This is a genomic window from Roseovarius sp. MMSF_3359, assembly GCF_030733385.1.
Lineage (GTDB): Bacteria > Pseudomonadota > Alphaproteobacteria > Rhodobacterales > Rhodobacteraceae > Roseovarius.
Genome location: NZ_JASHJC010000010.1, coordinates 131,605 through 144,638, shown reverse-complemented (window position 1 = coordinate 144,638; position 13,034 = coordinate 131,605). Strand labels below are relative to the sequence as shown.

Genomic DNA, 13,034 nt, shown 5'->3' with positions numbered 1-13,034 from the left:
CGATGATGCGCCCCAAGGCAGACAAAGCCGATCAGCGGCAGGACAACCGGCCACGCACCTTCAGTTGGAAGGCGCGGGGGGCGTTGCTGTTGCTGATGGCGGTGGCCATTGCGATCGTCTTTGTCACCAATCGGCTGCTGACCGATCGTTTCACGGAAAACACCCGCAACCGGGCGGAATTGCGGCTGGTGCTCTATGGCGGTAACCTGCTGTCAGAGCTGCGTCAGAATGCGATTGTGCCACAGCTTCTGGCGCGTGACCCGGCGCTTATCATCGCGCTGAATTCCGGCGATTACACCCAATCAACCGCGCGTTTGATCTCGTTCATCGAGGAGATCGGCGCCAAGACGCTGACGCTTCTCGACAAGGACGGGCGCACGGTCGCGTCGACCGACCGCAACTCCCTGGGCGAAAATCATCAGCAATCGCCCTATTTCGTGGACGCTCTGCGCTCCGCCGATACGGTGTTCAAGGTGCTGGAGAATGAGGCCGGGCAATACCGGTTCTTCTACTCCCGCAGGATCGAAAGTCAGAACCAGCTTGCCGGTGTGATCGTGGTCGAGGTGGACCTGGCCAAGTATGAACGCGCCTGGTCGGGGATTTCCGATGCGGTTCTTGTGACCGATAGCGAGGGCAAGATCATCCTCTCGACGGAGCCGCGCTGGCGTGGGCTGAGCGAGGAGGACGCGCTGGCCCGCCAACCGGTGACCAGCGCCATCGAACGCGCCATCCAGGCGACGCAGGATTGGACGACGCTGCCCGCGGATGCCTATCTGCAAGGCGAGGCGGTGATGCGGGTCGAGGGGCGTGTAGCCTTCCGCGGGTGGCGCATCGCGAGTTTCACAACCTACAAGAGCGTTAGGGAAAAAGTGAATGGTTTCCTCGCGCTGGAAATCATGGTCTTTGCGATTCTCCTGGCGCTGGCCTTCTATTTCCTGAACCGGAAAACCGTGCTTCGGATGGTGCTGTTTCAGCGTGAATCGGCAGAGCTTCGCGCATTGAACGCGAGGCTGCAGCGGGAAATCGCCGAGCGTGAAAGGGTGCAGGAGAACCTCGCCGTGGCGGAACAAACCCTTGCCCAAAGCTCCAAACTGGCGGCCCTGGGCGAGATGTCCGCGGCGGTCAGTCATGAGCTCAATCAACCGCTCGCGGCGATGAAAACCTACCTTGCCGGTGCGCGGCTCCTGCTGCAGCGCAATCGCCCGGATGAGACCCTTTCCTCGTTCCAGCGGATTGACGATCTTATCGAACGGATGGGCGCGATTACCAAGCAGCTCAAGTCCTATGCCCGCCACAACGCGGACGCTGTAGAGCCTGTAAACATGGGTGATGCGCTGGCTTCCGCCCTTGCGATGATGGAGCCGCAACTGCGCCAACGCCAGGTGACCATCGAACGGACCCTGCCGGAGCAGACGGTGCAGGTGATGGGCGACCGGGTGCGCATCGAACAGGTGATGATCAACCTTCTGCGCAACGCATTGGATGCCACCGAGGCCGTGGATGACCCGAAGGTCGAGATTATCCTTGTCGCCGGTGAGACCGCGTCACTGACCGTGCGGGACAACGGGCCGGGCATCACCGACCACGACAATCTGTTCGAACCGTTCTATACTACGAAGAAGCCCGGTGACGGCGTTGGCCTGGGGCTTGCCATTTCCTCGGGGATCGTGAACGACCTTGGGGGCCGGCTGACCGCACGCAACGGTGCGGCCGGGGGGGCTGTATTCGAAATGCAGCTGCCCATATTACCAGAAGAGACCCGTGCAGCGGAGTGACCTGCCATGCCAAGTGCCATGAAAATCGCGATTGTCGACGACGAAAAAGACATGCGCCAATCCATCAGCCAATGGCTGGCCCTTTCCGGGTATGACACCGAAGCCTTTGCCAGCGCCGAGGATGCGCTCAAGAAGCTCGGACCCGATTACCCCGGTATTGTCGTCACTGACATCAAGATGCCCGGCATGGACGGGATGCAGTTCCTCAAGAAACTGATGGGCTCCGACAGTTCGCTGCCGGTCATCATGATTACCGGTCACGGCGATGTGCCGATGGCGGTCGAGGCGATGCGCATCGGGGCGTATGATTTCCTCGAAAAGCCGTTCAATCCTGACCGGATGAACGAGTTGGCCAAGAAGGCGGCGAATGCCCGTCGTCTGACCCTCGATAACCGTGCGCTCCGCAAGGAGTTGAGCGACGGTGGGCAGTTGATGAAAAAGCTCATCGGCGCGAGCCCGGTGATGGAGCGCCTCAAGGAAGATATCCTCGATCTGGGACAGGCCGATGGCCATGTGCTGATCGAGGGCGAGACCGGGACCGGCAAGACCCTTGTGGCCCATGCGCTGCATGCCGTGGGGGCCCGTGCGGGCAAGAAATTCGTCCTCGTGCCGTGCTCGGCCTTCGAGGAAGACGCGCTGATGAAGCGGCTTTTTGGACCGATGAACCCCGAAGATACGCAGCTTCCAGCGGTGGAAGAGGCCCGTGGTGGCACGCTCGTGCTCGAAGATATCGAGGCGCTGAGCGATACGGCACAGGCGCGTCTGCTGACCTTCATGAACGAAGAAGGCACGCCGCCCGAAACCCGCATTGTCGCGATCTGCAACATGCAGGAGCAGGACCGCACCTGCGAAGACGCCCTGCGCCCGGACCTGTTCTATCGCCTGGCCAGCTTGCGCATCACCGTACCGCCGCTCCGGCAGCGGGGCGAGGACATCCTGACGCTTTTCACCCGCTTCGGCGATCAGTTTGCCGATGATTACGGCTGCGAACCGCCGAAGGTCAGCGCGCAAGAGGCAGCACAGCTCCTGCAAGCGCCGTGGCCCGGCAATGTGCGCCAGCTTTTCAACGTGGCGGAACGCGCTGTGCTGCAATCGCGCCGTGGCTCCGGCACCATCGCGTCGCTCCTGATGTCCGACCACCAGGAGATGCAGCCGGTGATGACGACCGAGGGCAAACCGCTCAAGGAATATGTCGAGGCGTTCGAGCGCATGTTGATCGACAACACCATGCGCCGGCACAAAGGCTCCATCGCCGCGGTGATGGATGAGCTCTGCCTGCCGCGCCGGACCCTGAACGAAAAGATGGCCAAGTACGGATTGCAGCGGTCGGACTACCTGTAAGGGGCGCCGACGAGGCGGTTGCGCGGGGATTTGCGCCCCGCGCTCGCCATGACGGCTTTGATAACACACCGAAAATTTCGCATGGTCCCATATATGTTACGCGCGATTTTCGCGTCACCATGCGTTTTGGCCATTGTAATTTCACCACTTCCCGCTTTAGTGTGATCTGACGGCAGGGGTTCAACCGAACCGCGCCCGATGAGATTCGCTGCATCAGAAAGCAACCGGGGTGATCCCGCGCTCCTGAGCAGACCGATTGGGCCTTGGAAAACAGGGTCAAATACATGCCTGTCGCCGACAAACCGGCAAGAGCAGGCCCCAAATGGGCGCTAACGCAAGGCGCCGGAGAAGAAACGCGATGAAGCGCGCGAGGCAACAAGACATCAGAGCAGGGGCCGTAATCGGCACCGATGATGCGCTTTTGCCGTATGCGCCTGCCATCGCCCTTATCAGACATTGCCCGCAACCCGCCGCCCCACCAGGGCAGGTGCGATTGCCGCGATGCAATTGGACATCATGGCTAAGAAAATGCTTATCGACGCCACCCACGCCGAGGAAACTCGGGTCGTGGTGGTTGATGGAAACAAGGTTGAGGAGTTCGACTTTGAATCCGAGAACAAACGCCAGCTAGCTGGCAACATCTACCTCGCAAAAGTTACACGGGTTGAACCGTCGCTGCAGGCGGCTTTCGTGGACTATGGCGGAAACCGTCATGGGTTCCTGGCCTTTTCGGAAATCCACCCCGATTACTACCAGATCCCCGTTGCGGACCGCGAAGCCCTCATGGAAGAGGAGCGCGCGTATGCCGAAGCGATGAAGGCGCGCGACGAGGAAGAGGAAAAGCCCAAGAAACGCCGCTCGCGGTCTCGCTCGAAATCCAAGGCCGAGAAGACGACGTCGGAGGATGCGGTCGTCACCGCCGATCTGGAAGACAGCCAGATTTCCGGCATGGAGACCATCGACCTCGGCGATGACGCGCTCGACCCGGATGAAGGCACGTCGCCCATGGAGGTCGTGGCGGAAACCCCCGTGGAAGAACCGCTCGACGATCAGCCCGAAGCCGACGCCGTAGAGGCCGCCGCGGAGACAGAGGCCGAAGCCGACGAGTCCGATGATGCCAAGGCAGCCGCCGGGGGTGATGACGCGGATGAAGCTGACGGCGGTCACGACGACGATGACGACGAGGCGGAGGACCCCAAGGCCAATGCGTCGGCCAAGGACGAGACCATCGAATCCGTCGCTGACGAGGATGACAGCGAGGACATTCGCCCGCCGCGCAAACCGCGCCCGCGCCGTTACAAGATCCAGGAAGTCATCAAGGTCCGTCAGATCCTTCTGGTGCAGGTCGTCAAGGAAGAGCGCGGCAACAAGGGTGCGGCGCTGACCACCTACCTGTCGCTGGCGGGCCGGTACTGCGTCCTCATGCCCAACACAGCGCGGGGTGGCGGTATCAGCCGCAAGATCACCAATGCCGCCGACCGCAAGAAGCTCAAGGAAATCGCCAACGAGATCGACGTGCCGCAGGGTGCAGGCCTCATCGTGCGCACCGCGGGTGCGAAGCGGACGAAGTCCGAGATCAAGCGCGACTATGAATACCTGCAACGGATGTGGGAGCAGATCCGCGAGTTGACGCTGAAATCCATCGCGCCGACCAAGATCTACGAGGAGGGCGACCTCATCAAACGCTCGATCCGCGATCTCTATAACCGCGAGATCGACGAGGTGCTGGTCGAAGGCGAACGTGGCTATCGCATCGCCAAGGACTTCATGAAGATGATCATGCCGTCCCACGCCAAGAACGTGAAGCACTATGCCGACGCGATGCCGCTTTTTGCGCGCCACCAGGTGGAGTCGTACCTGTCGGGCATGTTCAACCCGACTGTGCAGCTCAAATCCGGCGGCTATATCGTCATCGGTGTGACCGAGGCGCTCGTGGCCATCGACGTCAACTCGGGCCGCGCCACCAAGGAAGGCTCGATCGAGGAAACCGCGCTCAAGACCAACCTGGAGGCCGCCGAAGAGGTGGCGCGCCAGTTGCGCCTGCGTGACCTAGCGGGCCTCATCGTTATTGACTTCATCGACATGGACGAGCGCCGCAACAACTCCGCCGTCGAAAAGCGGATGAAGGACAAGCTCAAGACTGATCGCGCCCGTATTCAGGTCGGCCGAATCAGTGGCTTTGGCCTGATGGAAATGTCGCGGCAACGCCTGCGGCCCGGCATGATCGAAGCCACGACGCAGCCGTGCCAGGCTTGCCATGGGACCGGGCTTATCCGGTCGGATGACAACCTTGCGCTCAGTATTCTGCGCCAGATCGAAGAGGAAGGCACCCGCCGCCGGTCGCGTGAGGTCCTGGTCAAATGCCCCGTGGGCATTGCCAATTTCCTGATGAATCAGAAACGTGAGCATGTCGCGCAGATTGAAGCGCGATACGGGTTGTCGGTGCGGATCGAGGGTGATCCGATGCTGATCAGCCCTGATTTTGCGCTGGAGAAATTCAAGACGGCGACCCGCAAAGTGCCGGAAGCGTCCGATGCCGTGGTCTCAGTCGACAGTTCGCTGATGGACGATATCGACGAAGAGGCCGAGGCGGTACAGGACGAAGCGCCGAGTGCGACGCCCGAAGAAGACGAAAACCGGCCCAAGAAGCGTCGTCGCCGTCGCCGCCGTCGGAAATCCAAATCCGATGCGGCAGCCGATGGACAGGCAGCGGAGACCGAAGGTAACAGCGAAGCGCAAGCGGACTCCGGTGACACGTCAGCGGGACCTGAGTCGGATGCCGCCGCTGACGCAGCACCTGCCGAGGAGGTAGCGGAAGCGCCAGAGACCGCTGAGGCCGCAGAGGCCGAAGAAGCCCCCAAGGCCAAACCTAAGCGCACTCGCAAACCGCGCAAGAAGGCTGAAGCCGCACCTGCGGCCGAAGAAGAGGCCAAGGAAGAGGCCGCAGAGCCGGCGCCAGAACCCGAAGAGAAGCCCAAGAAGCGGCGGTCACGGGCCAAGAAGAAGGAGCCGGAGGCAGCCGAAGCCCCGGCACCGGAAATGGCGGAGGCGGCAGCAGAGCCCGCAGCGATCATCGCCGAGCCTGTCAGTGACGTGGCCGTGGCCGAAGCCCCGCAGACCGAACCAGCACCGGAACCTGCGCCCGAGCCTGTTGCGCAGGAGACGCCGGATCCGAACAAGCCCAAGCGCAAGGGCTGGTGGTCGTTGGGGCGCTAGAGCGTTCGCCGGTCGAGGTAACCGACCTTAACATCGGCGCATAGAATGCTAGAAACGCGGAGCCTTTCCGGCTCTGCGTTTTTCGATTCACGAAAGTTAAAGAGATCTACTGAACCTCGTCTCAGATAAATTCGTAACGATTCCGACCGCCGTGTTTGGCCCGGTAAAGCGCCTTGTCCACATCCTTGATGACACGCTCGGGGTCGGTTTCATCCAAGGGCATGATGCTGATCCCGATGCTGACCCCGATGTTGATGGTGTTCCCGGCGATGATGAAGGGTCTTTGAACCTCCCTGAGGATGGCCGCTGCAATCCCCGTGGCGGTTTCTCGGGTAACATTCGTTGGAGCCTCCAGGATGATGGCGAATTCATCACCTCCGATCCGGGCGATCATGTCGGAGGTCCTGACACATCCCCGGAGCCGATCGGTGACGACCTCCAGTAATTCGTCGCCCACCGGATGACCGAAGGTATCATTGACGCTTTTGAATCGGTCAAGATCGAGCAGCATAAGCACGGTGGAGTGCCCCGGCGTGGCGTCCTCATCAAACACCTTCGAGATGCGTGAATTGAAGGCGAGCCTGTTGGGCAGGCCGGTCAGCGTATCGTGCAGGGCCGCATGTTCGATCCGTTCCGCGGCCAGTGTTTGTGCCGAGATATCCAAATGCGTGCCAACAAAGCCGCCGCCGGGCATCGGCGCATGGGTGGACGAGATCACCTTGCCCTGCCGCGTCCTGAACTCCATCACGACCGTCTCATTCTGCTTGAGGTTCCGGGCGAGTTCCGCCAGGTGCTTGTCGATATCTCCGGGAAAATCACCCCGGTTCTTTTCGCATTGCAAAAGGTGCCGGAACGGGACACCGGGATAGATCTCGCGCGGCGGTTTTTCAAAGATTTCGATGTATTTCTGATTCCAGATCGTCAGGTTCATATCCCGGTCGAAAACACTGACCCCGATCCCCATGCTGTCGATAACAGCTTTGGTGTTCCAATGAACATCAACATACATTTTACGCGTACCCCAACCCGTTGGGCGGCAAGAAAACACACCACAAAGCCGCCTACAGGCTGGTTTAAATCAGATGACCGGGGGGCCAACCAGCGGCAAAAGATGGTGATTTCATGTCTTTTCGAGCGGATTTTAGTCGAATTTTTTTGATTGGCTTGGCCGGCGTCATCACGGGTTATGTTTGCAGGTCAAACACTCTTGCGCAGCACATAGATCTGATGATCAGTCCCGTCCTCGGTCGACACCAGTGTATGACCGGTCTCGCCGGCGTAATGCGGAACGTCGACCACGGCGGCCGGATCATCGGCCAGAAGCCGAACCTCATCGCCCGGGTCCAATGACTTGATCCGTTTGGCCAATTTCAGAACGGGCAGGGGGCAAAGCAGCCCGCGTGCGTCAATCTCAATCGTCTTCATGGGCGCGACATAAGCGCCATGTCACGTCCTGTCCACAAGGTTGTGACCAAAGGGCGCGTGACGCGGGCCAGGGAATTGACTATGTGGGGGAAATGTTCGGCATAGAAATCATCGACGCAAGCCTTTTGCCCGCCATGATCGTGGCGTTGTTGGCAGGTGTGATTTCGTTTCTGAGCCCCTGTGTTCTGCCGATCGTCCCGCCGTACCTGGCCTATATGAGCGGCGTGACCCTGAACGACCTGGCCAGCAGTGGCACTGAGCGCGCCCGCGCCACCGTTCCGGCGCTTTTCTTCGTTCTTGGGCTTTCGACGGTCTTTCTGTTCCTGGGCTTTGCCGCCTCGGCCATCGGCACGGCGTTCTTGCAGTACCAGGGCACGTTCAACACCATCGCTGGCATCCTCGTGATGGGGTTCGGCGCGCATTTCATCGGCATCTACCGCCTCGGGTTCCTGGACCGCGAGGCGCGTATGGATGCAGGCGACCGGGGCGGGTCGGCCTTCGGCGCCTACGTTCTGGGCCTGGCTTTCGCCTTCGGCTGGACGCCGTGCATCGGCCCGCAACTGGGCGCGATCCTGTCGCTGGCCGCCTCCGAAGGCTCGGTGCCGCGCGGGACGTTCCTTCTGGCGATCTATGCCATCGGTCTGGGCGTGCCGTTCCTGCTCGTCGCCGCCTTCCTGCCACGCCTGACCGGCGTCATGGGCTGGATGAAACGCCACATGGAGCAGATCGAACGCTGCATGGGGCTGCTGCTCTGGACCATTGGCCTCTTGATGCTGACCGGCGGCTTCTCGGCCTTTTCCTTCTGGCTGCTGGAAGTGTTCCCGGCGTTGGCCAATATCGGATAATCCTACCGCTTCTGAAAATCCTGCGCTAACGTCGCGCCCATGAGCAGCCGAACAGTGCGCCGCAGGCACGTTTTCTATATCCCGGGCTATGACCCGATCCACCCGCGCCGGTACCGCGAACTCTATCGCAAGGAAGGTGCGGCGCAGGCGGCGATCTCGGGGTATGAGATCGCGCTTTCGCCGGGCGACCCCCAAGGGCGTTACGGCTGGCACGTCACGGCAACGATGGACGGTACCCGGACAGAGACCGGTATCGAGACGCTGATCTGGTCCGATATCGTGCGTGGCAGCATGGATCACGGCATCGCCAGCAGCTATGCGCAGATGCTGCGGACCGCGTGGATCTACATCTCGACCGGCACGCTCTTTCGCCTGATGCGGCTGCGCAAGGGGCCGGTGGTTGCCGCGCTCTATCCGGTGGTTTTCATGCTGTTGCAGCTCGTCTTCGCGGTGCTGATCGCATCAGTGGTCACCTGGGGCGGCAAGCTCGCCCTGTTGCCTTTTCTCGGGACGCCTGGCCATGGGGTCGCGCTGGCGTTCGGCGTGGCGCTTGGGTGGTCTCTTCTGAACTGGTTCAAGAAACATGACGGGCGGTTCTTCACCTATTACCTGATGCACAATTACGCCTATTCGGCGCAGTTCCACGGCGCCAACCCGCCCGAGCTTGAGGCCCGCATGGCCGAATTCACGGCCGAGATTGCCGGGGCGCTTACCGAAGACGTCGATGAGGTGCTTGTGGTCGGGCATTCATCTGGCGCGCATCTGGGCGTGTCAATCCTTGCCGACCTGATCCGGCAAGGCGGCGTGCCGGCAGACGGACCTGCGCTTTCCTTCCTGTCCCTTGGGCAGGTGGTGCCGATGGTGTCCTTTCTGCCCCGGGCGCACCGGCTTCGCGCTGACCTGCAATTTCTCTCCACGTGCGACGACATCACCTGGCTCGACGTCACGGCCCCGGGCGATGGCTGCGCCTTTGCGCTGTGCGATCCGGTCGCCGTGAGCGGCGTTGCAACAAAGGACAAACGCTGGCCGATTGTCATCTCCGCCGCCTTTACCCAGACCCTGAGCAAAGAGCGGTGGCAGGCGCTTCGCTGGCGATTTTTCCGGCTGCATTTCCAGTATCTCTGCGCCTTTGACCGGCCCGGTGACTACGACTACTTCCGGATCACCGCGGGGCCGATGACGCTTGGCGCGCGGTTCAAGGGCCGCGCGTCGTCGAAATCGCGGATCGAGGCGGCCGTTTCGTCTCACCGGAGTGTCACCCCGTGACAATGCCGCCCAAACCCCCGGCGCGCAGCGGGCGCGTGTCGCTCTGGCGCTATCTCCGGCTCTTCCGGCAGGACATCCTGTCGGCGCAACCGGCGCGTCTCTACCGGGCGTGGATGGCCGAATTCCGTACGCCTTTCTTCCGCTCCTACCTGTGTAATCAGCCCGAACTCGTTGATCTCGTGCTCAAGGACCGGCCAGACGATTTCCCGAAGTCCGACCGGGTGCGCGAGGGGCTGACCCCGCTTCTGGGTAATTCGGTCTTTGTGACCAATGGCAAGGTCTGGAAGCGGCAGCGGCGGATCATCGACCCTGCGTTCGAAGGCGGACGGTTGCGCGATACCTATCCCGCGATGTGGGCGGCCGGGCAGGCGGCGGTGGCCCGTCTAGCCCCGCTTGCGGATGGCGCGCCGTTGGAAGTCGAGGCCGAAACCAGCCATGCCGCCGCCGATGTGATCTTTCGCACGTTGTTCTCGATCCCCATTGAACATGAAACCGCGTCGCAGGTTTTCACCGCCTTTCGGGATCACCAACGCACCCAACCGGTGGTCAATCTGGGCGCGCTTCTGCCCCTGCCGCGGTGGTTTCCACGGTTGCACCGCCGCGCGACGCACCGGACCGCGCGGCATATCCGGGCGCTTATCACGGAGCTTACGGCGGCGCGCATGGCACAGATCCGCTCCGGTGAGGCACCGGATGACCTTGCTACCAAGATCATGACCACAGCCGACCCTGAAACCGGCGAGACCTTCAGCACCGAAGAGATGGTCGATCAGGTGGCGATCTTTTTCCTGGCGGGCCACGAGACCAGCGCGTCGGCGCTCGCCTGGGCGCTCTACCTGTTGGCAATGCACCCCGAGTGGCAGGAACGCGTGGCGCAGGAGGCGGAGGTTCTGGGCGATGATTTCGGGTTTTCCGATCTGTCGCGTCTACGTCTCTCGCGCGATGTGTTCCGGGAAACGCTGCGGCTCTATCCGCCGGTGCCGATGATGGTGCGGGAGGCATCGTGCCCGGAGCGGTTTCGCGACCGCGACGTGCCGAAAGGGGCGCAGATCGTGCTCAGCCCCTGGCATCTGCACCGGCATGAACGGCTGTGGGATAACCCCGACGGGTTCGACCCCGCGCGCTATGGCACAGAGAATGGCAAGAGCTGCCTGCGCCAGGCCTATATGCCGTTCTCCACCGGTCAGCGCGTCTGCCCCGGGGCGGGGTTTGCGATGATCGAAGGACCGCTTTTGCTGTCGATGCTGGTGCATGCGTACCGCTTTGAACTGGTTCCTGAAAAACCCGCAGAACCAGTGGCGCATCTGACGGTCAGAGGGAAGGAAGGTATCTGGCTGAGCCTGACTTGCCGCAACGGGTGAAGTGCGGACATAGCGGACATCCACGAACGAGCCGCGCGATGGCCAGACCGCGGGGTGGCGAACAACCGTGTTCAGATGCAATTTATCTTCGCCAAGTCCGAAAAACCTCTGTGCGGTGCACGACCCCACCCAATCGCCAGCCCTTGCGGGGGGGTGGCCATCGCGCGGCGGCCTTTGGCCTTGATTCCGCGCGGGTTTCGAACACGAGCTTCCGCTTCGGGCTCAAAGTCGTTATTCACCGAACTTGGATCGGCTTAGGCAGTGCCAGTTGCTCTTGCGGCTTTGAGCCAGACGGTTGCCAATGCCAGAGCTAAGATGGCATTCCAGCTTGCCATCGACAGGCCGAAAAGCGCCCAGGGGACCTCGTCGCAGCGCACGAGCGGCGCCGACATGACCTGTTCAAAGAGGTCATCTGCCGACAGGCCGGAAACGCCGGAGGAGGAGCATGACGCCGGACCCTCCCACCAGCCACGTTCGACGCCGGTGTGGTAGAGGCCGATGCCGGATGTCGCCAGCGCCGCCAAAGCGCCGACCAGAGGCAACCCGCGGCCGGGCAGGGCGAATGCCGCGACGCCGATGCCGATGGCTATGACATGCGGCCAGCGTTGCCAGATGCAGAGCTTGCAGGGCGGCATGCCGCCGATATGCTGAAACGCCAGCGCGCCCAGCATCAGCAGCACCGATCCAGCGGCGGCAAGAACGACCCATTTGCGCTCGGCGGTCATGATTACATATGCCTCACGAGATAGAACCCGCCGAACAGCAAAACCACGAAAAGGATGGTCATCAAGCCCAAACGCTTTTCGATGAAATCACGAATGGGTGAGCCGAACTTCCACAAAAGCCCCGCCACCAGGAAGAACCGCAAGCCACGCGCCAGCAGCGACGTGATGATGAACGTGGAAAGCGGCATGCCGGTCCAGCCGGACATGATGGTGATGACCTTGTAGGGAAACGGTGTGATCCCCGCGGTCAGCACGGCCCAGAACCCGAAATCGTTGAATCGGACGCTGAATTCGCCCATGGCGTCCGCTTTGCCGAGGGCGGTCAGGATGGGTTGGCCGATCTGGTCATACGCCAGCGCGCCGATGGCATAGCCCAGAAGCCCGCCCACGACGGAGGCAATCATGGCCACCGCGGCAACCAGCCAGGCCCGGTCAGGGCGCGCGAGGATCATCGGGATCATCAGCACATCGGGTGGGATCGGAAAGACCGAGCTTTCGACAAAGGCCACCAGCGCCAGCACCCACAGGGCGCGCGGGTGATCCGCCATGCGAATGGTCCAGTCGTAGAGTTTGCGGATCATGGGCGGCGGCGGTTCCTTTGGGTCATGCCGCCTCAGACCATGGCGGGCTTGGCGGGTCAAGCCCCGCGGTAGGCGGCAGCGGGCCAAAAAACCGCGCGCGGGTACTGGACGCCACCGCCGAGCTTGGATAGAGCTACGGACAGTGCCCAAGTGGCGGAATGGTAGACGCAGGGGATTCAAAATCCCCCGCCTTAACGGGCGTGCCGGTTCGAGTCCGGCCTTGGGTACCAACTCTCCGCAATCATTGCCCCATGATCCACGTCGATTCGTGGGGCAAATCGGCTTTGTTTCCATATGCGAAATGGTCCGCACCTTTCATAGGGATTGGATCGGATTTGGATCATCGGGATTTACCAATATGGCCAAAAAGTGTTCGCCCGTTGAGAGCCGTGATCCGGCGGTGCTGACCCCGGCCGCAAAATAAACCAGGGGTTGAATAAAATTTGCAAACTTCTGGAAAAACACTTGTTTATGCGCTTCACGCAACGTAAGGCAAAGG

General features: G+C 61.5%; 10 protein-coding genes and 1 tRNA gene. 7 read left to right on the top strand and 4 right to left on the bottom strand.

Annotated features, from left to right (window positions below; translation table 11 throughout):
• Positions 1 to 2: 2 nt before the first annotated feature.
• The 3 genes from RBB29_RS15240 (at position 3) to RBB29_RS15230 (ending at position 6,332) form a co-directional block, all read left to right on the top strand.
• A complete protein-coding gene (locus tag RBB29_RS15240) occupies positions 3 to 1,775 on the top strand; it encodes an ATP-binding protein (RefSeq protein WP_371931508.1) in 1,773 nt (590 codons plus the stop codon).
• Between the two features lie 6 nt (positions 1,776 to 1,781).
• Positions 1,782 to 3,116, top strand: a complete 1,335-nt coding sequence (locus RBB29_RS15235; RefSeq protein ID WP_306114528.1) for a sigma-54 dependent transcriptional regulator — start codon at positions 1,782 to 1,784, stop codon at positions 3,114 to 3,116.
• Between the two features lie 516 nt (positions 3,117 to 3,632).
• Positions 3,633 to 6,332 carry a ribonuclease E/G gene (locus RBB29_RS15230; protein ID WP_306114527.1) on the top strand — a complete coding sequence of 900 codons (2,700 nt, stop codon included), beginning with the start codon at positions 3,633 to 3,635 and terminating at the stop codon, positions 6,330 to 6,332.
• Positions 6,333 to 6,453: 121 nt separating this feature from the next.
• Here RBB29_RS15230 and RBB29_RS15225 read toward each other — a convergent pair whose 3' ends face one another.
• Together RBB29_RS15225 and RBB29_RS15220 are read right to left on the bottom strand one after the other, a co-directional pair.
• A complete protein-coding gene (locus RBB29_RS15225; protein ID WP_306114526.1) occupies positions 6,454 to 7,341 on the bottom strand; it encodes a diguanylate cyclase domain-containing protein in 888 nt (295 codons plus the stop codon).
• 188 nt (positions 7,342 to 7,529) lie between these two features.
• Positions 7,530 to 7,757 (bottom strand): sulfurtransferase TusA family protein, encoded by a 228-nt coding sequence (locus RBB29_RS15220; protein ID WP_306114525.1) that lies wholly within the window; start codon positions 7,755 to 7,757, stop codon positions 7,530 to 7,532.
• A 92-nt stretch (positions 7,758 to 7,849) separates the two neighbouring features.
• Between RBB29_RS15220 and RBB29_RS15215 the strand changes: the two genes are divergently transcribed.
• From RBB29_RS15215 to RBB29_RS15205, 3 genes are read left to right on the top strand one after another with little or no spacing between them, the layout of a single operon-like run.
• The gene (locus tag RBB29_RS15215) at positions 7,850 to 8,602 is read left to right on the top strand and encodes a cytochrome c biogenesis CcdA family protein (protein WP_306114524.1); all 753 of its coding nucleotides are present in this window, start codon (positions 7,850 to 7,852) and stop codon (positions 8,600 to 8,602) included.
• Between the two features lie 39 nt (positions 8,603 to 8,641).
• Entirely contained in the window at positions 8,642 to 9,868 is a 1,227-nt protein-coding gene (locus RBB29_RS15210) for a hypothetical protein (RefSeq protein WP_306114523.1), read from the top strand.
• A gap of 2 nt (positions 9,869 to 9,870) precedes the next feature.
• On the top strand, positions 9,871 to 11,229 hold the full coding sequence (locus tag RBB29_RS15205) for a cytochrome P450 (protein ID WP_306114560.1): 1,359 nt from the start codon (positions 9,871 to 9,873) through the stop codon (positions 11,227 to 11,229).
• Between the two features lie 254 nt (positions 11,230 to 11,483).
• Here RBB29_RS15205 and RBB29_RS15200 read toward each other — a convergent pair whose 3' ends face one another.
• Positions 11,484 to 11,954, bottom strand: coding sequence for a disulfide bond formation protein B (locus RBB29_RS15200; protein ID WP_306114522.1), 471 nt, complete (start codon positions 11,952 to 11,954; stop codon positions 11,484 to 11,486).
• Positions 11,955 to 11,956: 2 nt separating this feature from the next.
• Positions 11,957 to 12,535, bottom strand: a complete 579-nt coding sequence (locus tag RBB29_RS15195; RefSeq protein ID WP_306114521.1) for a YqaA family protein — start codon at positions 12,533 to 12,535, stop codon at positions 11,957 to 11,959.
• 144 nt (positions 12,536 to 12,679) lie between these two features.
• On the opposite strand from RBB29_RS15195, the gene RBB29_RS15190 reads away from it, so the two are divergent.
• A tRNA-Leu gene (locus RBB29_RS15190) sits at positions 12,680 to 12,765 on the top strand.
• Positions 12,766 to 13,034: the final 269 nt, after the last annotated feature.

Bases quoted from the DNA above. Each gene is read 5' to 3' on its own strand.
- RBB29_RS15240 (WP_371931508.1), top strand. From the start codon at position 3: ATGATGCGCCCCAAGGCAGACAAAGCCGATCAGCGGCAGGACAACCGG.
- RBB29_RS15235 (WP_306114528.1), top strand. From the start codon at position 1,782: ATGCCAAGTGCCATGAAAATCGCGATTGTCGACGACGAAAAAGACATG.
- RBB29_RS15230 (WP_306114527.1), top strand. From the start codon at position 3,633: ATGGCTAAGAAAATGCTTATCGACGCCACCCACGCCGAGGAAACTCGG.
- RBB29_RS15225 (WP_306114526.1), bottom strand. From the start codon at position 7,341: ATGTATGTTGATGTTCATTGGAACACCAAAGCTGTTATCGACAGCATG.
- RBB29_RS15220 (WP_306114525.1), bottom strand. From the start codon at position 7,757: ATGAAGACGATTGAGATTGACGCACGCGGGCTGCTTTGCCCCCTGCCC.
- RBB29_RS15215 (WP_306114524.1), top strand. From the start codon at position 7,850: ATGTTCGGCATAGAAATCATCGACGCAAGCCTTTTGCCCGCCATGATC.
- RBB29_RS15210 (WP_306114523.1), top strand. From the start codon at position 8,642: ATGAGCAGCCGAACAGTGCGCCGCAGGCACGTTTTCTATATCCCGGGC.
- RBB29_RS15205 (WP_306114560.1), top strand. From the start codon at position 9,871: ATGCCGCCCAAACCCCCGGCGCGCAGCGGGCGCGTGTCGCTCTGGCGC.
- RBB29_RS15200 (WP_306114522.1), bottom strand. From the start codon at position 11,954: ATGACCGCCGAGCGCAAATGGGTCGTTCTTGCCGCCGCTGGATCGGTG.
- RBB29_RS15195 (WP_306114521.1), bottom strand. From the start codon at position 12,535: ATGATCCGCAAACTCTACGACTGGACCATTCGCATGGCGGATCACCCG.